Origin of the sequence: Nocardioides sp. SLBN-35 (genome assembly GCF_006715725.1) — a bacterium.
Classification (GTDB): domain Bacteria; phylum Actinomycetota; class Actinomycetes; order Propionibacteriales; family Nocardioidaceae; genus Nocardioides.
Genome location: NZ_VFNU01000001.1, coordinates 1,914,183 through 1,932,223, shown reverse-complemented (window position 1 = coordinate 1,932,223; position 18,041 = coordinate 1,914,183). Strand labels below are relative to the sequence as shown.

General features: G+C 71.4%; 14 protein-coding genes. 2 read left to right on the top strand and 12 right to left on the bottom strand.

Annotated elements, in window-relative coordinates:
• Window positions 1-37: 37 nt before the first annotated feature.
• The 3 genes from secA to FBY23_RS09385 are packed head-to-tail and all read right to left on the bottom strand — an operon-like array spanning window position 38 to window position 4,705.
• The gene (gene secA / locus FBY23_RS09395; RefSeq protein WP_141797902.1) at window positions 38-2,926 is read right to left on the bottom strand and encodes a preprotein translocase subunit SecA; all 2,889 of its coding nucleotides are present in this window, start codon (window positions 2,924-2,926) and stop codon (window positions 38-40) included.
• A gap of 37 nt (window positions 2,927-2,963) precedes the next feature.
• Window positions 2,964-3,344 carry a DUF4233 domain-containing protein gene (locus tag FBY23_RS09390; protein ID WP_260805855.1) on the bottom strand — a complete coding sequence of 127 codons (381 nt, stop codon included), beginning with the start codon at window positions 3,342-3,344 and terminating at the stop codon, window positions 2,964-2,966.
• The gene (locus FBY23_RS09385) at window positions 3,341-4,705 is read right to left on the bottom strand and encodes a folylpolyglutamate synthase/dihydrofolate synthase family protein (RefSeq protein ID WP_141797901.1); all 1,365 of its coding nucleotides are present in this window, start codon (window positions 4,703-4,705) and stop codon (window positions 3,341-3,343) included. Before FBY23_RS09385 ends, FBY23_RS09390 begins: the two co-directional genes overlap by 4 nt.
• Window positions 4,706-4,911: 206 nt before the next feature.
• Here FBY23_RS09385 and FBY23_RS09380 point away from each other — a divergent pair, with 206 nt between their 5' ends.
• Window positions 4,912-6,093: a glycoside hydrolase family 43 protein gene (locus FBY23_RS09380; protein ID WP_141797900.1), complete on the top strand. Its 1,182-nt coding sequence runs from the start codon at window positions 4,912-4,914 to the stop codon at window positions 6,091-6,093.
• Here the strand turns inward: FBY23_RS09380 and FBY23_RS09375 are convergent.
• The 7 genes from FBY23_RS09375 to FBY23_RS09345 form a co-directional block, all read right to left on the bottom strand.
• Entirely contained in the window at window positions 6,077-6,976 is a 900-nt protein-coding gene (locus FBY23_RS09375; RefSeq protein ID WP_141797899.1) for an alpha/beta hydrolase, read from the bottom strand. The two genes, FBY23_RS09380 and FBY23_RS09375, sit on opposite strands and share 17 nt — an antisense overlap.
• A gap of 181 nt (window positions 6,977-7,157) precedes the next feature.
• Entirely contained in the window at window positions 7,158-8,048 is an 891-nt protein-coding gene (locus FBY23_RS09370) for a GNAT family N-acetyltransferase (protein ID WP_141797898.1), read from the bottom strand.
• Window positions 8,049-8,117: 69 nt separating this feature from the next.
• Window positions 8,118-9,092: a hypothetical protein gene (locus tag FBY23_RS09365; RefSeq protein WP_141797897.1), complete on the bottom strand. Its 975-nt coding sequence runs from the start codon at window positions 9,090-9,092 to the stop codon at window positions 8,118-8,120.
• A gap of 3 nt (window positions 9,093-9,095) precedes the next feature.
• Window positions 9,096-10,886, bottom strand: coding sequence for a methionine--tRNA ligase (metG, locus tag FBY23_RS09360; protein ID WP_141797896.1), 1,791 nt, complete (start codon window positions 10,884-10,886; stop codon window positions 9,096-9,098).
• Window positions 10,887-11,083: 197 nt separating this feature from the next.
• Window positions 11,084-12,229 carry an N-acetylmuramoyl-L-alanine amidase gene (locus FBY23_RS09355; protein WP_141797895.1) on the bottom strand — a complete coding sequence of 382 codons (1,146 nt, stop codon included), beginning with the start codon at window positions 12,227-12,229 and terminating at the stop codon, window positions 11,084-11,086.
• Between the two features lie 61 nt (window positions 12,230-12,290).
• Window positions 12,291-12,926, bottom strand: a complete 636-nt coding sequence (locus FBY23_RS09350; protein WP_141797894.1) for a DsbA family protein — start codon at window positions 12,924-12,926, stop codon at window positions 12,291-12,293.
• Between the two features lie 50 nt (window positions 12,927-12,976).
• Window positions 12,977-14,392 carry a CHAP domain-containing protein gene (locus tag FBY23_RS09345; protein ID WP_160158199.1) on the bottom strand — a complete coding sequence of 472 codons (1,416 nt, stop codon included), beginning with the start codon at window positions 14,390-14,392 and terminating at the stop codon, window positions 12,977-12,979.
• A 162-nt stretch (window positions 14,393-14,554) separates the two neighbouring features.
• On the opposite strand from FBY23_RS09345, the gene pepN reads away from it, so the two are divergent.
• Window positions 14,555-17,128 carry an aminopeptidase N gene (gene pepN, locus FBY23_RS09340; protein ID WP_141797892.1) on the top strand — a complete coding sequence of 858 codons (2,574 nt, stop codon included), beginning with the start codon at window positions 14,555-14,557 and terminating at the stop codon, window positions 17,126-17,128.
• 92 nt (window positions 17,129-17,220) lie between these two features.
• On the opposite strand, the gene FBY23_RS09335 is transcribed toward pepN, so the two are convergent.
• Together FBY23_RS09335 and FBY23_RS09330 are read right to left on the bottom strand one after the other, a co-directional pair.
• Window positions 17,221-17,580, bottom strand: a complete 360-nt coding sequence (locus FBY23_RS09335) for a DUF5130 family protein (protein WP_141797891.1) — start codon at window positions 17,578-17,580, stop codon at window positions 17,221-17,223.
• A 9-nt stretch (window positions 17,581-17,589) separates the two neighbouring features.
• Window positions 17,590-17,970, bottom strand: coding sequence for a hypothetical protein (locus FBY23_RS09330; RefSeq protein WP_141797890.1), 381 nt, complete (start codon window positions 17,968-17,970; stop codon window positions 17,590-17,592).
• Window positions 17,971-18,041 lie beyond the last annotated feature (71 nt).

Genomic DNA, 18,041 nt, shown 5'->3' with positions numbered 1-18,041 from the left:
AGTTTCACCGGTCAGCCGGTGAAACTCCCTGCCAGCATCAGCCGCGCAAGGCCATCCCGGTCGGACCTCCGGGCGCGCCGTGGCAGCGCTTGTACTTCTTGCCGGAGCCACAGGGGCACAGCGCGTTGCGGCCGATGTCGCCGAACTCGTCGTCGCCGGCGGACGCGGCGCCGCTGCCGCGGACCTCCTCGTGACCCGTCTCGTCGGGCGCGGAGTAGGTGAGGTTCTGCGGCTGCTTGGGGGCGTCGAGGCCCTTGGCGGTGACCTTGGGAGCAGCCGCCTTCAGCTCGGAGGAAATGGAGGCGAGGTCCATCTCGCCGCCGGCCTCGAGACCGACGCCGACGGGCGGCTCGGCGAACGCGCCCTCGTGCATCGGGCCCGCGTGGGCGGTGCCGTCGGCGTGGTAGTGGATCTCCTCCTCGTCGTCGTCCTCGACCTGGACCTCCAGGTTGAAGAGGAAGCCGACGGTCTCCTCCTTGATGCCGTCCATCATGGCGGCGAACATGTCGAAGCCCTCGCGCTGGTACTCGACCAGCGGGTCACGCTGCGAGTAGGCGCGCAGGTAGATGCCCTCGCGCAGGTAGTCCATCTCGTAGAGGTGCTCGCGCCACTTGCGGTCGAGGACGGAGAGCAGCACGCGGCGCTCGAGCTCGCGGGCGACCTCGTCGCCGACCTCCTCCTCACGGCGGTCGTAGGCCGCGTGCGCGTCCTCCTTGAGGGCGTCGATGAGGTGCGACTTCTCGAGCGCGGCCTGGGTGCCGGCCTCCTCGACGAGGTCCTTCCAGGAGATCGAGACCGGCCAGAACTGCTTGAGGTCGGTCCACAGCTGGTCGAGGTCCCACTCCTCGGCGAACTCGTCGAGCGAGCCGTTGACGAAGCCGGTGACGACGTCGTCGATGAAGGTGCGGATCTGCTCCTCGAGGTCGACGCCCTCGAGGACCTCGCGGCGCTCGCCGTAGATGACCTTGCGCTGGCGGTCCATCACGTCGTCGTACTTGAGGACGTTCTTGCGGGACTCGAAGTTCTGCGACTCGACCTGGCCCTGGGCGTTGGCGATCGCGTTGGTGACCCGCTTGTTCTCGATCGGGACGTCGTCGGGGATCTTGAGCAGCAGCAGCACGCGGTCGACCCAGTCGGACTTGAACAGCCGCATCAGCTCGTCCTGCAAGGACAGGTAGAAGCGGCTCTCGCCCGGGTCGCCCTGGCGGCCGGAACGACCGCGGAGCTGGTTGTCGATGCGGCGCGACTCGTGGCGCTCGGTGCCGATGACGTAGAGGCCACCGAGCTCCTTGACCTCGTCGTGCTCGGCCTCGACCTGCTTCTTCATCCGCTCGACCATCGCGGGCCAGGCGGCGTCGTACTCGTCGGCAGTCTCGCCGGTGGGCTCGAGGCCCTGCTTGCGCAGCTCGGCGTCGGCGAGGAACTCGTAGGAGCCGCCGAGCATGATGTCGGTGCCTCGGCCGGCCATGTTGGTGGCGACGGTGACCGCGCCCTTGTGGCCGGCGAGCGCGACGATCTTCGCCTCCTCGGCATGGACCTTCGCGTTGAGGACGGAGTGGGCGACGCCGCGCTTGGTGAGCGCCTGGTGGAGGTACTCGGACTTCTCGACCGAGACGGTGCCGACCAGGACCGGCTGGCCCTTCTCGTGGCGCTCGACGATGTCGTCGACGACGGCGTCGTACTTGGCCTCCTCGGTGCGGTAGACGAGGTCGGGCTGGTCCTTGCGCAGCAGCGGCTTGTTGGTCGGGATCGGGACCACGCCGAGCTTGTAGATCTTGTCGAACTCGGAGGCCTCGGTGAGCGCCGTACCGGTCATGCCGGAGAGCTTCTCGTAGAGGCGGAAGTAGTTCTGCAGGGTGACGGTGGCGAGGGTCTGGTACTCCTCGCGGACCTTCACGCCCTCCTTGGCCTCGATGGCCTGGTGGAGACCGTCGTTGTAGCGGCGTCCCGCCAGCATGCGGCCGGTGTGCTCGTCGACGATGAGCACCTCGCCCTCCATGACGACGTACTCCTTGTCGTTGCGGAACAGCTCCTTGGCCTTGATGGAGTTGTGCAGGAAGGAGATGAGCGGGGTGTTGGCCGACTCGTAGAGGTTCTCGATGCCGAGGTGGTCCTCGACCTTGGTGATGCCGTCCTCGAGGACCGAGATGGTGCGCTTCTTCTCGTCGACCTCGTAGTCGACGTCCTTGGTGAGCTTCTGCGCGATCTTGGCGAACTCGCCGTACCACTTCACCTCGTCCTGGGTCGGACCGCTGATGATCAGCGGGGTCCGGGCCTCGTCGATGAGGATCGAGTCGACCTCGTCGACGATGGCGAAGTTGTGGCCGCGCTGCACGCACTCCTCGAGCGAGGAGGCCATGTTGTCGCGCAGGTAGTCGAAGCCGAGCTCGTTGTTGGTGCCGTAGGTGATGTCGCAGGCGTAGGCCTTGCGCCGCTCGTCGGGGCGCATGCTCGGCAGGATCACGCCGACGGTCAGGCCGAGGAAGTGGTGGACGCGGCCCATCATCTCGGACTGGAACTTGGCCAGGTAGTCGTTGACCGTGACGACGTGGACGCCCTTGCCCTCGAGCGCGTTGAGGTACGCCGGCAGCGTCGAGACGAGGGTCTTGCCCTCACCGGTCTTCATCTCGGCGATGTTGCCGAGGTGCAGTGCCGCACCGCCCATCACCTGCACGTCGAAGTGACGCTGACCCAGGACGCGGCGCGCGGCCTCGCGGACCGTGGCGAAGGCCTCCGGCATGATGTCGTCGAGGTCCTCGCCCTCGGAGAGACGCTTGCGGAACTCGTCGGTCATGCCCCGCAGCTCGTCGTCGGACATCGCCTTGAAGTCGTCCTCGATGGCGTTGACGGCCTTCGAGATGCCCTCGAGCTGGCGGAGGATCTTGCCCTCTCCGATGCGGAGGAGCTTGTCGATGATCACTGGCACGCCGCCACTCTACCCAGCGGTCACCAGCACTCAGAGTTCACGGGCTCGGATGCTGCCGGTCGTAGTCGGCGAAGGCCGCCGCCCGCTCGTTCTCGATCTTGCGGCCCAGGCCGTAGGCGGTCCCCCAGAGCAGCGCGAAGATGCCGCCGACCACGAACATGAGCGGCGCGAGGAAGCCCAGCGCGACAGCGCCGACCTGCAGGACGTGCCCGAGGAGGTACGCCGACTCGCGGCGCAGCATCCCGGCGACCAGGACGCACAGGACGGCCAGGCCCAGGCCGAGCGGCAGCGCGACGGCGGGCCGGATGTCGGAGATGCCGATCATCACCGGGGTGGACAGGCCGACCGCGATCGCCTCGAGGGAGAGCACGGCGGCGCACATGCCGCGGCGGGGCGACTTCTCGCGCTCGTCGCTCACTTGCGGCCTCCCAGCAGCACCCGCGCCTCGCCGACGGTGACCACCGAGCCGGTCACCAGCACCGCGCCCGAGCTGAGCGCGTCGGTGCTCTCCGACTCGGCGAGCGCGGCGGCGGCGTCGATCGCGTCACCGAGCACGGGAACGACGCTCACCCGGTCCTCGCCGAACACCTCCCGCGCGACGACGGCGAGCTGGTCGGCCGGCATCGCCCGCTCGGTGGAGTTCTGGGTGACCACGACCTGCGCGAGGTGCGGCTCGAACGCCGCCAGCAGGCCCTCGGCGTCCTTGTCGGCCATCACGCCGATCACGCCGACGACCGGGTCGAACTGGAAGGAGTCCTCCAGCGCGGCCGCGGCGGCCTCGGCGCCGTGCGGGTTGTGGGCGGCGTCGAGCAGCACCGTGGGGCTGCGCCGCACGACCTCGAGCCGGCCGGGCGAGGTGATCTCGCCGAACGCGCCGCGCACGATGTCGTCGCCGAGCGGCTCACTGTGCCCGTCTCTGGCGCCGACGAACGCCTCGACCGCGGCCAGGGCGGTGGCGGCGTTCTGCGCCTGGTGGGCGCCGTAGAGGGAGAGGAAGACGTCGTCGTAGCGACCCCGCAGGCCCTGGAGGGTGACGACCTGGCCGCCGACGGCGGCGGCACGGGTGACCACGCCGAACTCGAGGCCCTCGCGGGCGACCGTCGCGCCGACCTCCGCCGCGCGCTCGAGCAGCACCGCGGCGACGTCGGCGCTCTGCTGGGCCAGCACCGCGACCGCGCCGGGCTTGATGATCCCGGCCTTCTCGCGGGCGATCTCGACGGCGGTGCCGCCGAGGTAGTTGGCGTGGTCGACCGCGATCGGCGTCACCACGGCGACGTCGGCGTCGATCACGTTGGTGGCGTCCCAGGAGCCGCCCATCCCGACCTCGACGACCGCCACGTCGACGGGCGCGTCGGCGAAGGCGGCGTACGCCATCCCGACGACGGCCTCGAAGAAGCTGAGCGGGTGTGCCTCGGCGGCGTCGACCAGCGGCATGTAGGGCGCCACGTCGTTGTAGGCGCGGACGAACGCCTCGTCGTCGAGCGGCTCCCCGTCGACGCTGATCCGCTCGCTCATCTTCTCGACGTGGGGGCTGGTGAACCGGCCGGTGCGCAGGTCGAGGGCGCGCAGCAGCGCGTCGATCATCCGTGACGTCGACGTCTTGCCGTTGGTGCCGGTGAGGTGGATCGAGCGGTAGGCGTGCTGCGGGTCGCCGAGCAGCTCGGTGAAGGCGCGGATCCGGTCGAGCGAGGGCTCCAGCCGGGTCTCGGGCCACCGGGACAGGAGGGCGTCCTCGGCCTCGTCGAAGGTCTCGGCTGGGCGCGCTACGGGCTCGTTCATGGCGTCGCTGAGTCTAGATGAGTAAGTCCAAGGGCTCGCACGCTGCGCGACGCTCACCACGCACGCTGGCTGCGTTGCAGACGCTCGACGTGCACCCAGCATGCCTTCGCGCCTGCGCCTTGCCAGCGCACGCGTTGAGCGCCGCTCGCTTGCACGATCCCTTGGACTTACTCATCTAGGGTGTACCAGCGAGAGGGAAGGAAAGCGTGGGGCGTCGGGGACTGGCAGCGGCAGTGGTCGCGGCGATGCTGGCGCTGTCGGCGTGCTCGGCCGCCGGCGACTCCCCCGCCGCGAAGCCCACGCCGAGCGAGGCTCCGCTCATCCCCGAGGCGAGTGCGCTGCCGACCGCGCTACCCGGCGACGTGCTCGCCGGCGAGATGCAGGACCTGGCCAAGCTCGCCGAGCGGCTGGCCCAGCAGTTGCCGGCGCAACGGCGGCCGGCGCCGGTGCGGGTGGCGGGGAGCAGCACGCGCTGGCAGCCGGGGGCGGCGTACCGCGGGGTGTTCGCGGATCCCGACATCGTCCGGTACGACGGCCGCTGGTACGCCTACGCCACCAACACCTCCCACCTGCGACTCCCGACACTCACCTCGCGCGATCTCTCGACGTGGACGCCGCTGGCGACGAGCGGCGGCGGCCGGGTCGACCCGATCGAGGTGGCGAGCTGGGTGCGCAGCGGCGACGGCGGTCGCGACCTGTGGGCGCCGGGGGTCGGCAAGGTCGGCAACGGCTGGACGGCCGCGTACGCCGCACCGGCGGGCACCCAGGGCGGCCAGCGGCACAACTGCATCGGCCTGACCCGCGGCCCGTCCCCGGCCGGTCCGTTCCGGCCGGTCGGCGAGCCGATCTGCTACGAGGAGGCCCAGCTCGGCGTCATCGACCCCGACGTCTTCGTCGACGAGCACGGCGTGCCGTGGCTGCTGTGGAAGTTCTCCGGGGTCGTGAACCGGCGACCTGCCGGCCTGTTCGTCCGCCGGCTCAACGCCGACGGCACCGGCTTCGCCGACGGCTCGCAGACCCGGGAGCTGCTCACCCTCGACCGGCCGTGGGAGGGGGACACCATCGAGAACCCGAGCATGGTCCAGTTCCGCGGCGTCACCTATCTCTTCTACTCCGGCAACTCGTGGGAGCGGGCCGACTACGCGACCGGGTACGCGATCTGCGCCGGCCCCGAGGGACCGTGCGTGCGCCAGAACCGCGGCGAGCCGCTGATGTCAAGCGCCTCGACCGGGCGGCTCGGTCCGGGCGGCGCGTCGGCGTTCGTGGACCACAAGTCGCTGCGGCTGATCTACCACGCCTGGGACCAGGTCGGCCGGACCCGGCAGCTGCACATCGCGAGCCTGTGGCAGCGCGACGACGGCACGCTCGAGGTCATCGACCCCGGCTGATCCGCCCGACCTGCATCCGCATCCAGCCGGCCACCTGCCACATGGTCGGCTCGGCGGCGTCGAAGACGTCGGCGTGGCGCCAGTAGCCGTGGACCTGGCCCAGGTAGCGGGTGCCGACCACCTCGACGCCCGCCTCGGCAAGACGCAGGACGAGGTGCTCGCCCTCGTCGCGCAGCGGGTCGTGCTCGGCCGTGGTGACCAGGGTCGGCGGCAGCGTGCCGAGCGCATCGGAGCGCAGCGGCGCGAGATCGGGGTGCTCGAGGTCGGCCGGAGTTGCGGCGTACTGCTGCCAGTACCAGGCGGCCTCCGCGGGCTCGAACCCGTCGGCGGCGCTGCGGTAGGAGTCGAAGGACGCCGTCGGGTCGAGGAACGGGTAGACCAGCGCGACGCCGGCGAAGCGACCGGGGTGGCGCAGCGCGGCGACCAGGGCGAGGTTGCCGCCGGCACTGTCACCGTGGGCGAAGGTCGGCAACCCGGCCAGTCCCGGTTGCTCGTCGAGCCAGGCCACGGCCGCGGACAGGTCGTCGGGCGCCGCGGGGAACGGATGCTCCGGTGGTCGCCGGTAGTCGACGCTCAGCACCGCCATCGCGCTGATGTCGGCGAACCGCCGCACCGCCGCGTCGTGCACCTCGACATCGTTGAGCACGAACCCTCCTCCATGCGCGTGGACGACCACGGCGTCGTACCCGTCCGGGAGGTAGAGCCGGGCCGGTACGCCGCCCGCGTCGACGTCGCGCACCTCGGCGACCTCGGGCCCCGACTGACCGGCAGCGGCGGCCCGGGCCCGCTCGCGCTCGGCGGCGATGTCGAAGGCGGGGTCGGTGACGGCGAGCTCGCCGGCGGCGTTGGCGATCGCCGCGCGGGCCTGGGGGTGGAGGGCCATGCCCGCACCCTAGGTCGTGTCTCCCGCGTCAGCGCCGTCGCGAGCGGCGTTTCCGGCCGATCTGGCAAGGCGGCGGAGCGATGGCGTGCCGGATGGCACGTCGAGCGACGCCAACGCAGCCAGATCGAGTCGGAAACGCCGCGTAGCAGGCGCTGACGCGGGAGACACGACCTAGGGGCACTCAGCCGATGTCGATCCGCACGGTGTCGACCACCGGCTCGTAGCCGAGCGCCTGGTAGAGCGCGTTCGAGGTCGGGTTGGCCTGGTCGGTGAACAGGATCACCCGGTCGCCGCGCTCGCGCAGCAGCCGCGACACCTCGGCCACCGCCGCACCGGCCCAACCGCGGCCGCGCTCCTCCTTCGGCGTGTAGACCGGCCCGATCCGGCTCACGCCGTACGCCGGCGGGTTGGCGCCGATCAGGTGCACCACCCGGCCCTCGGCGTCCTCCCAGAACCACAGCACGTCCTCGGCGAGCTTGCGCTGCACGTCGTCGATGCCGAAGGCCGCGGCCTCGCCGTCGTGCCCGGCCGGGCGACCGGCCTGCTCGTCGGCGTCGGCGAAGAACCGCTGGACCCACGCGAGCGCCAGCTCCGCCTCGTCGGGGCGGACCGGCCGCAGTCGCCCGGGGACCGGGCGCGGGTCGACGAGGGTGCCGAGCTCGAAGAGCCGGTGGTGCAGGCCGTTGGCCACACTCCGCCCGGTCGCGTCCGCGATCGCGGCGGCGAACAGGTCGGCCGCAGGCCGCAGGCCGGTGGCTCCTCCTACGTCCTCCCCGCGCTCGAGCACGGCCGCCGCCAGCGCCGCGACCGCGTCGTCGGGCATCGCGAGCAGGTAGACGGGGTACGGCGCGAACGGCGCCGTCCTCATCGCGATCCCCGTGATGGCGCCGTCCGGGCCGGTCACCACCGCGAACCAGCAGTGGACCAGGCCGCCGCGACCGGTCTCACGGATCCGCTGGGCGATCGTCGTCACCACGGTGCCGGTCACCGGCTCCTGGGCGAGGTGGTCGCCCGTCCGGGCGAGGAACTCCCCCGCGTCCTCGGTGAACCAGACGTCGTGCTCGATGGGCATGGCCGATCCTCGCGTCCGCGACCGCGTCGGCTCAAGCCCATTTCCGGGAACGTCCCGCGAGCGCAGCCCTCAGTCGGCCTGCGCCACCTCGAGTCCGGCCAGTGTCGGCGTCCGGCGCACCGCCTCGAACCCGATCTGACCGGTCGCGGTGAACCTCATCGTGCGCACTCCACCGCGGGCGGCATAGCGGAAGGCGCCCGTGACCGTGATGCCGTCGGGGACGGAGTCGACCGCGACCGTCGGCGTCCCGACGAGCCCCCGCCACCAGCCCGGCGCAGAGGGGTCACCACCGGCGCGAGCCGTCTGCACGAGGTCGAAGAAGGGACACCGGGCGAAGGCCTCGGGGCCGCCGCAGGCGTCCGCACTCGCGGTGAAGTCCGCGGCGAGGGCCTGCCGGGTGGCGTCGGTCGCCACCAGGGGCAGCGACGGCTCGGCCGTGGGAGCACCGGGCAGCACCGCCACGAGCGCGGGCGTGGAGGTGAAGTAGGGGTCGATCCGCTTCTCGGCGCCGTAGACGGCCGGGTAGAGCGGCTGGACGCTCTCCCCGCTACCGTCGCCGTCCTGCACCCTCGGCCGCCGCTCGAGCACGTTGCCGCCGAGACGGATGTCGGTGTCGACGTTCCGCACGCCCGGCTCGTCCCAGGCGACCGAGCCCACCATCGGGGAGGAGATGCGCCAGTCGTCGCCCACTCTGCCGAGCCGCAGTGGCCAGGTGTGCTCCTCCCCCGCGAGCCGGTAGCGCACCTCCACCTCGACCACGTCGTCGCTCTCCACGGGGTCACCGATGGACACGACGTCGATCCGCTCGTCCGCGGCGGCCAGCAGTCCGGCCGCATCGTCGAGCGCAGCCGTGTCCTCCGCCGTCATCGCCGCCAGGCCGGCGAGCTCGTCCTCGTCGCCCGAGGCGACCAGGTCGACGTAACGCCTCGCTGCGGCGGCCGCCTCGTCGGACGACGAGGCACGCACCCACGCCAAACCGCCGAGCGCAGCGACGACCACCGTCGTCGCGACGGCGACGGCGACCACTCGGGGACGACGGCTCATCACTCAGCTCTCGAGCCGGGCCAGCTCCTCCTCGACGACCGTCGGGTCGAGCTTGACGAAGACCGGGGTCGGCTTGGCGACGGCGCGGCCGACCTCGACCGGGTGCCTGCCCCAGGAGGGGAAGCCGGCGTAGTCCCCGGTGATGATCGGGTAGCCGCGATCGGGGTCGTCGAGGTCGGTGACCTCCTCGATGGCCGGCATCGGTGCGACCGCGCCCGCACCGCCGAGCGCCCTGTCGACGTCGTTGGCCGAGAACGGCAGGAACGGGCTGAGCACCAGGTTGAGGTCGGCGACGCACTGCGCCATCACGTGCAGGATCGTGGCGAGCCGCTGCTCGTCGTCCTTGATCTTCCACGGCTCGGAGTCGGAGACGTACTTGTTGACCTCGGCCACCGCGCGCATCGCCTCGCCGATCGCCTGCTTCTGCCGGTGCCGGCCGATCAGGTCGCCGACGGTGTCGAAGGACGTCTCGACGGTCGCGAGCACGGCCTCGTCCTCGGCGGACAGGGGGCCGGCGGCAGGGATCTCGCCGAAGTTCTTGGCGATCAGGTTGGCGGTGCGGTTGACCAGGTTGCCCCAGCCGGCGACCAGCTCGTCGTTGGTACGACGCACGAACTCGGCCCACGTGAAGTCCGAGTCCTGGCTCTCCGGGCCGGCGGCGGCGACGAAGTAGCGGAAGGCGTCGGGCTGGTAGCGGGCGAGCAGGTCGCGCACGTAGATGACGACCTTCTTCGAGGAGGAGAACTTCTTGCCCTCCATCGTGAGGAACTCGCTCGAGACGACCTCGGTCGGGAGGTTGAGCTCGCCGTACTGGCGCGGCTTCCCCCCGTGCGCCCCCTTGCCGGCGTACGCGAGCAGCTCGGCCGGCCAGATCTGGGAGTGGAAGGTGATGTTGTCCTTGCCCATGAAGTAGTAGGACAGCGACTCCGGGTCGTTCCACCAGGCGCGCCACGCGTCCGGGTCGCCGCTGCGGCGGGCCCACTCGATCGAGGCCGAGAGGTAGCCGATGACCGCGTCGAACCAGACGTAGAGCTTCTTCGTCGGGTTGTCCTGCCAGCCCTCGAGCGGGATCGCGATGCCCCAGTCGATGTCGCGCGTCATGGCGCGCGGGCGGATCTCCTTGAGGATGTTCTTGGAGAACCGGATGACGTTGGGCCGCCACAGGCCGGTCGCCTCGCGCTCGTCGAGCCAGGCCTGCAGCGCGTCGGCCAGCGCCGGCAGGTCGAGGAAGAAGTGCTGGGTCTCGATGAACTCCGGCGTCTCGCCGTTGATCTTCGAGCGCGGGTCGATGAGGTCGTGCGGGTCGAGCTGGTTGCCGCAGTTGTCGCACTGGTCGCCGCGGGCACCGTCGTACCCGCAGATCGGGCAGGTGCCCTCGATGTAGCGGTCGGGCAGGGTGCGGCCGGTGGAGGGCGAGATGGCGCCGTACGTCGTCTGCTCGACGAAGTAGCCGTTCTCGTAGACCCCCAGGAACATCTCCTGGACCACCGCGTGGTGGTTGCGCGTGGTGGTGCGCGTGTAGAGGTCGTAGCTGATGCCGAGCCCGACCAGGTCCTCGACGATGAGCCGGTGGTTCTTGTCGGCCAGCTCCTGCGGGGTCATCCCGGCCTCGTCGGCGGCGATCAGGATCGGCGTGCCGTGCTCGTCGGAGCCCGAGACCATGAGGACGTCGCTGCCCGCCATCCGCTGGTACCGGCTGAAGACGTCGGACGGTACGCCGAAGCCGGCCACGTGGCCGATGTGGCGGGGGCCGTTCGCGTAGGGCCAGGCGACAGCGGAGAGGACGTGCGTCATGCCCTGAATCCTAGGGTCGTCCGCTCCGGCTGCTGTCAGCGGCGCGACCCAAGCGATCTCGCCGGTGGGTGACGGCGTCGCGAGCGGCGCGAGACGCGGGTGATGGCAAGGCGGCGGAGCGAAGTCGTGCCTGACCGCCCATCGAGCGACGCCAACGCCGCCAGCGCCCGTGTGTCGCGTCGCGCAGCAGCCGGCACCTACCGGCGAGACCGCTTGATCCGTCGGGCGGTCCGCAGCCGGATGTCGGGGAGCGCGGCGTAGAGGTACTGACCCGGGCACTCGGTGTCGTTGGTGTCGCGGTGGCCGTCGATGACGGGCAGCGTGACGACCGTGCCCTTGGGGTAGAGGTCGCTGCCGTGCGAGAGCACCGGCGTGGTCGCCAGCGGGTCGCGGTGGTACTTCCTCAGCTTCCAGGCGGCGATCTTCGCGACGCCGACGAGCACCTTCGGCGTGGGCGCGGCCTCCTGGTAGCTGCCGAGGACGGCGATCCCGACCGAGGTGTGGTTGAAGCCGAGCGTGTGGGCGCCGCGGGTGTCGCGGTCGCCGTCGGCGCCGCGGCGGCCGGCCCAGATCCGGCCGAACCGGTCGACGAAGTAGTTGTAGCCCACGTCGGACCAGCCCAGCGTCTTCGTGTGGTAGCGGTAGATCGCGCGCAGGATCCGGGGCACGTCGCGCTTGCGGTAGTCGTTGCCGGTCGCCGTGTGGTGCACGTGGACCTGCTCGACGGTCTTGACCCGCTTCGGCTTGCCGGTGGCCCACCGCTCCTTGGCTCCCCAGGAGCGGCGGCTGCGGATGCGAGGACGCAGCGAGCGGTGCCGCTTCGGGCGCGCGTCGACCGGGTCGTTCGGGTGGTCACCGGGGTCGACCAGGGTGAGCACCGGGCGCTCGACGGCGCCGGTCACCTCGACCTGGACGCCGTCGCTGTCGCCGACCCACAGCGGCTCGGTGCCGGCCGGGGCGGACCGGGCCTCGGTCGTACCGCGGTCGGGGAGGTCGCGCAGCGCGGGCACCCCGCGCCACGGGCTCCACGAGCCGTCGGCCCCACGCACCCGGACCCGGACCTGGCCGGACCCCGCCGCCCACGTGACGCCGAGCAGGGCGAAGCGGTCGGTGCGCTGCTCCGCCGTCCGGAGCACGGCGCCGCGCGCCGCGACCTGCGGGTCCGGGGTGAGCGCGACGTCGAGCGCTCTCCCCACCCCGCCCTCGTCGGGACGCAGCCGCAGCCGGCCGTCGGGGCGCGCCGCGGCCGGGGCCGCGCTCAACCCGACCAGCGGCAGCACCGCGGCCGCGGCCCCGAGCGTGGCGAGGTCGCGGCGGCGCAGGGACGGGTCCGAGAACGTCATGACTCCCGAGCATGCGTCATCGACCCCGGCGCCCGGAAGCGCCGCCGCCGCGTGTCGCCGATCAGGAGAAGTCGAGGTCTCCCGTGCGGGTCCGCTTGAGCTCGTAGAAGTAGGGGAACGACGCGACGGCCACGCAGCCGTCCCACAGCCGCCCGGCGTCGTCGCCGCGCGGGATCCTCGAGAGCACCGGTCCGAAGAAGGCGGCGCCGTCGATGTGGATGGTGGGCGTGCCGACGTCGTCGCCGACCGCGTCCATGCCCTCGTGGTGCGAGGCCGCCACCTTGGCGTCGTACGACGCGTCCGTGGCCGCCTCGACCAGGCCGGCGTCGAGGCCGACCTCGTCGAGCACCTCGGCGATCAGCGCGAGGCCGCCGTCGGGCTGCTCGTGCAGCTTGCGGCCCTCGAGGTGGATCCGCTGCCCGAAGGCGTCGTAGAGAGGACGGAGCACCTTGTCGCCGTACTGCTCCTGGGCGGCGATCAGCACCCGCACCGGCCCCCACGCCGGTGCCAGCATCTCGCGGTAGTCGTCGGGGATGTCCCGGTCCTGGTTGAGGTAGGCGAGGCTCATGACGTGCCAGCGGACCTCGATGTCACGGACCTGCTCGACCTCGAGGATCCAGCGCGAGGAGATCCAGGCGAACGGGCACAGCGGGTCGAACCAGAAGTCGGCGACGTGGGGGGTGGAGTTCTCGGCCATGCTTCACCAACCTACGCGCCGCCGCCGACATTCCCCGGCCGGCACAGGGCTCAGCGCACCTGGACGGTCCCGACCACCTTCGGCGCCGCCGGTACGGCTGCCGAGCCGAGGTAGCGGACCCGCACCTTCTTCGTCCCGCGCGCCATCGGCACCTTGACCTTCACGATGCCGTCGCTCAGCCTGACCTCGCGCTTCCAGGAGCCGATCCGGACCAGCACCTTGCCCGTGACCGGCAGCTTCCCCGCTGCGGTCACGCGCACCCGGACGATCGCGCGCCCGTGCTTCGACTTGGTCTTGAGGATGACATTGGCCGGACTGGTCACGGGCCCGGATGCGGTGAGGGTCTCGACCGCCGGCGCGTACTGCGCCTTGGTGCCGCTCACCTCGACGCTGACGCTCGAGCCGACGTCCTCCGCCGCGAGCTGGTACGTCGCCGCGGTGGCGCCGGGGATGGCGACCCCGTTGCGCAGCCACTGGTACGCCGGCGCCGCGTCCGGCTGGTCGTAGGTCCCGGGCGCCGCCGTCAGCACCTGGCCGAGCGCGGGCGTGCCGCTCAGGGTGGCCGGCGCGGTCGCGTGGACGATCCCGGCGAGGACCGGGCCGAGCGTGTAGAAGGGCGAGACGTAGGTCGTGAACCCGTCCGACTTCGCGACCACCCGCATGCTCAGCGTCTTGCCGACCAGGTCGGGGGTCAGCGCGAGGTCGGGCGTGACGATGTCGCCGATCCGCACGCCGTCGGCGAACCAGCGCCAGCGGTTCTCCGCCGGCGTCGGGGACCAGCCGCCGGCGGTCGCGCTCACCGTGGTGTTGACGACGAGCGGGGCGGCCACGACCGGGGTCGCGGTCTGCGTGAAGACGTTCCCGGTCGGCGTCGGCGTGGGGGTCGGCGTCGGCGTCGGGGCGGGCCGGTCGACGAAGTGGATGAACCCGGTCGGCCACCGCCCGCTCGTCCGGGTGATCGAGCGCCAGTGGAAGGTCCCGCCCCACGCGTCCTCGGACACGATGATCTCGTCGGCCGAAACCACACGCTCGACGTACGCGACGTGGCCGGCGGAGCCGGCTCCGTTGGAGTACTTGCCCCACCAGGCGATGGCGCCGACATTGGGCGTCTGGTCGGTGATGGAGGCCATGGACAGTCCCCACTGGCTGGCATTGCCCTCGCCCGTCCAGGGCCGCACGTTCGGCATGCCGGCCTGGATCATCCGGTAGGCGGCGTAGTTCGTGCAGTTGTGGCCGGCGTACATCCGCCAGTACATCGTGCCGTTCGCGGCGCCGTACCCCGAGTCGGAGTAGCCGGCGCGGACGCAGTCGGCGTAACCGCTGCAGAGGTAGGTGGTGCCTGCCGATGGGAGCAGTGGCGGCTGCAGGGGGCCGGACGACGGTCCGGCGAGGACGAGGTACGACGCCAACATCGCGCTGGCGGCAGTGGTGGTCCCCCAGCGCGCGGCCCGGCCTGGTGTGCGCATGCCGAACACCATCGGGCACAACAGCACCAGAACGCAACAAAAACCTCGAAAATCTCTCCATTCACTGGCGTGTCGCGTTGACTTTCCCGAGTTACAGCGTTGTAGTTCGCGCCCCTCACTCCGATTGTCCGACAACTTCACCCGGGTGCAAGGATGGCTGCCATGCCCGGCACCAACCTCACCCGCGACGAGGCGGCTACCCGCGCCGCCCTCGTCGACGTGACGTCCTATGTGATCGACCTCGACCTCTCCGGCGCGACCGAGGAGGGCGTGGAGACCTTCGGGTCGACGACCACGCTGACCTTCACCTGTCGCCAGCCCGGATCGGCCACCTTCGCCGACCTGGTCGACGCGACCATCCACGAGATCACCCTCAACGGCGCACCGCTCGACCCCGCCACGGCGTACGTCGACAGCCGGATCGCGCTGCCCGACCTGCAGGCCGAGAACGTGCTCGTCGTCAAGGCCGACTGCACCTACTCCCACACCGGCGAGGGCCTCCACCACTTCGTGGACCCGGCCGACGGCAGGGTCTACCTCTACTCGCAGTTCGAGGTCCCCGACGCGCGCCGCGTGTACACGACCTTCGAGCAGCCCGACCTCAAGGCACCGTTCACGTTCAACGTGACCGCTCCGGCGCACTGGAAGGTCGTCTCCAACGCCCCGACCCCGGAGCCGTCCCCGGTCTCCGACGGTGTCGCGATCTGGCGCTTTCCGGCGACCAAGCCGATGTCGACGTACATCACCGCGATCGTGGCCGGCGACTACTACGAGGTGCAGGACGTCTACGAGGGCGCCCGCGGCACCATCCCGCTCGGCCACTACTGCCGTCAGTCGCTCAAGGACTACCTCGAGCGTGACCGCGAGGAGATCGTCACCCTGACCAAGCAGGGCTTCGCGTTCTTCGAGGAGGCCTTCGGCTACCCGTACCCGTTCGGCAAGTACGACCAGCTCTACGTGCCGGAGTACAACATGGGCGCGATGGAGAACGCCGGGTGCGTGACCCTGCGCGACGAGTACCTCCCTCGCTCGCGCCAGCCGCGCTCGTTCTACGAGTTCCGCGCCTCGGTGATCCTGCACGAGATGGCGCACATGTGGTTCGGCGACCTCGTGACCATGAAGTGGTGGGACGACCTGTGGCTCAACGAGTCGTTCGCCGAGTGGGCCTGCTACCACGCCGAGGCCCTCGCGACGTCGTACGACGACGCCTGGACCGGCTTCACCAACGCCCGCAAGCAGACCGGCTACCGCGCCGACTCGCTGCCCTCGACGCACCCGATCGCGGCCGACAACGTCGACCTGCACGCGGTCGAGGTCAACTTCGACATGATCACCTACGCCAAGGGCGCCTCGGTGCTCAAGCAGCTCGTCGCCTGGGTGGGCCTGGACCCCTTCCTGGCCGGTCTCAAGCAGTACTTCCACGACCACGCGTTCGGCAACACGGAGTTCTCCGACCTGCTGACCGCCCTCGAGAAGGCGTCGGGCCGCGAGCTGACCGGCTGGGCCCAGGAGTGGCTGCAGACCGCCGGCACCAACACCCTCTCCCCCGCGTTCGAGCTGGCCGCCGACGGCAGCTACGCCTCGTTCGCGATCAACCAGACCGCGCCGGCCGACCACCCGACGCTGCGCCGGCACCGGGTCGGCATCGGGTTCTACAACTCCTCGCCCGAGGGCCGGCTGGTGCGCACCGACTACGTCGAGGTCGACGTCGACGGCGCCCGCACCGAGCTCGCCGAGCTGGTCGGCAAGGCGCAGCCCGAGCTGCTGCTGCTCAACGACCAGGACCTGGCGTTCGCCAAGATCCGCCTCGACGAGCGCTCGCGGGCCACCGCCATCGCCCGCCTGTCCGACCTCGACGACTCGCTGGCCCGCGCGCTGATCTGGAGCGCCGCCTGGGACATGACCCGCGACGCCGAGCTGTCCGCGACCGACTTCGTCGAGCTCGTCCTCGGCAACATCGGCCAGGAGACCGACGCCTGGGGCGTCAGCCGGATCCCCGTGTACGCCGCCCAGGCGGTCACGCTCTACAGCGACCCGGCTCGTCGTACCGACCTCGCGGCGCGCTGGGAGCAGGGCCTGCGCGGCCTGCTCGCCGCGGCCGAGCCCGGCACCGACCACCAGCTGACCTTCGCGCGCTGCTACGCGGCCGCCGCGGCCAGCGAGGGGGCGGTCGCCGAGGTGGAGGCGATCCTCGACGGCTCCCTCACCTTCGACGGTCTCGCCGTCGACCAGGACCTGCGCTGGGCACTGCTCACCGCGCTGGCCCGGGTCGGCCGCGCCGACGACGCCCGCATCGACGCCGAGCTGGCCGACGACAACACCATCTCCGGCCAGGAGAAGTCCGCCGCCGCGCGCGCCGCGCAGGGCACGGCCGAGGCCAAGGAGCGGGCCTGGACCCAGGCACTGCTCGACCCGTCGGTGCCCAACGAGACCCAGCGCAGCGTGGTCCTCGCGTTCTGGCAGGCCGGCCAGGAGGCCGTGCTCGCGCCGTACGTCGAGCGCTACCTCGCCGAGGTCGCCGGCACCTGGGAGCGGCTCGGCAGCCACAAGGCCTCGGTCGCGCTGGAGCACATCTTCCCGCGCCTGATCGCCACCCCGGCCACGCTCGCCACCGTCGACGCCTGGCTGGCCGCGAACGCCGAGTCGGTCAACCCGGGTGCGATCCGGTACGTCCGCGAGGGTCGCGCCGACGTCGCCCGGGCGATCGCCGCCCAGGCCCGCGACGCCCGGGCCTGACGCCGACCCGGCTCGAACTGGCTCGCAAGACGCGCTGACCCGGCAGAAAGTTCTGCCGGGTCAGCGCAATTCCGGGGCCACTTCGGGCCGAGTCAGTCCTTGGCCAGCTCGCCCAGCAGCTCGATGCCGCGGGTGAGGCCACCGGCGAGGTCGCCGGTCGCGAAGGTCGCGGTCATCGCGGCCACGACCTGCGCCGACTCGTCGTCGGTGAACCGCTCACGGGCGTGACCGCCGGTGACGACCTCGACGACGCGACGGTCGGGGTCGACCATGATCAGGATGCTGCGCGAGGGCAGCACGAGGGTGTTGTGCAGGCTGGTCGCGAAGTCGCGCGGCTCGCCGCTCGCGGCACCGACGAAGACCGAGATCTCCGCACGGCACAGCTGCTCGGCGTTGCGGATCGTGACGTCGAGCGCAGCGCGCTGGGACGCCGTCAGGGCGGTGGTGCTCATGGTCGCGGACTACCAGCTGCCGCCGGCGCCGCCGGCCTTGGAGTCGTCGGAGTCGGGAGCGGCGAGCTCGCCGGCCGCCTTGCGCGGGCCGCCGAGCCACTGGTTCTCGGGCTCCAGGGCGTCGAGGCTGAGGTCCTCGCCGCGGGCCAGGGCCGGGGCGACGAAGAGCAGCGTGATGACGACGAAGACCAGCAGCGGGACACCGCCCAGGTAGAGCCAGGCGTGCAGCACGTCGATGTCGGGCTTGGCCTGCCAGCCGGCCGCCCCGTTGCCGGGACGCGGCTCCGGGGTGTCGGCCGACGCGGAGCCCGCTCCGGCGACGACGAGCAGGGCGCTCACCCCGACGAGGGAGCACACGGCGAGCAGGCGGCGTACGGCAGTGCTGGTCACGAGCCGCATGCTATCGGCTCCCGCTTCCCCGTGCGGTAGTGGTGTCCGCACGGGGGCTCAGGTCGCTTTGG

Bases quoted from the DNA above. Each gene is read 5' to 3' on its own strand.
- FBY23_RS09345 (WP_160158199.1), bottom strand. From the start codon at position 14,392: ATGCGCACACCAGGCCGGGCCGCGCGCTGGGGGACCACCACTGCCGCC.
- metG (WP_141797896.1), bottom strand. From the start codon at position 10,886: ATGACGCACGTCCTCTCCGCTGTCGCCTGGCCCTACGCGAACGGCCCC.
- pepN (WP_141797892.1), top strand. From the start codon at position 14,555: ATGCCCGGCACCAACCTCACCCGCGACGAGGCGGCTACCCGCGCCGCC.
- FBY23_RS09375 (WP_141797899.1), bottom strand. From the start codon at position 6,976: ATGGCCCTCCACCCCCAGGCCCGCGCGGCGATCGCCAACGCCGCCGGC.
- FBY23_RS09350 (WP_141797894.1), bottom strand. From the start codon at position 12,926: ATGGCCGAGAACTCCACCCCCCACGTCGCCGACTTCTGGTTCGACCCG.
- FBY23_RS09335 (WP_141797891.1), bottom strand. From the start codon at position 17,580: ATGAGCACCACCGCCCTGACGGCGTCCCAGCGCGCTGCGCTCGACGTC.
- FBY23_RS09385 (WP_141797901.1), bottom strand. From the start codon at position 4,705: ATGAACGAGCCCGTAGCGCGCCCAGCCGAGACCTTCGACGAGGCCGAG.
- FBY23_RS09365 (WP_141797897.1), bottom strand. From the start codon at position 9,092: ATGAGCCGTCGTCCCCGAGTGGTCGCCGTCGCCGTCGCGACGACGGTG.
- FBY23_RS09355 (WP_141797895.1), bottom strand. From the start codon at position 12,229: ATGACGTTCTCGGACCCGTCCCTGCGCCGCCGCGACCTCGCCACGCTC.
- FBY23_RS09370 (WP_141797898.1), bottom strand. From the start codon at position 8,048: ATGCCCATCGAGCACGACGTCTGGTTCACCGAGGACGCGGGGGAGTTC.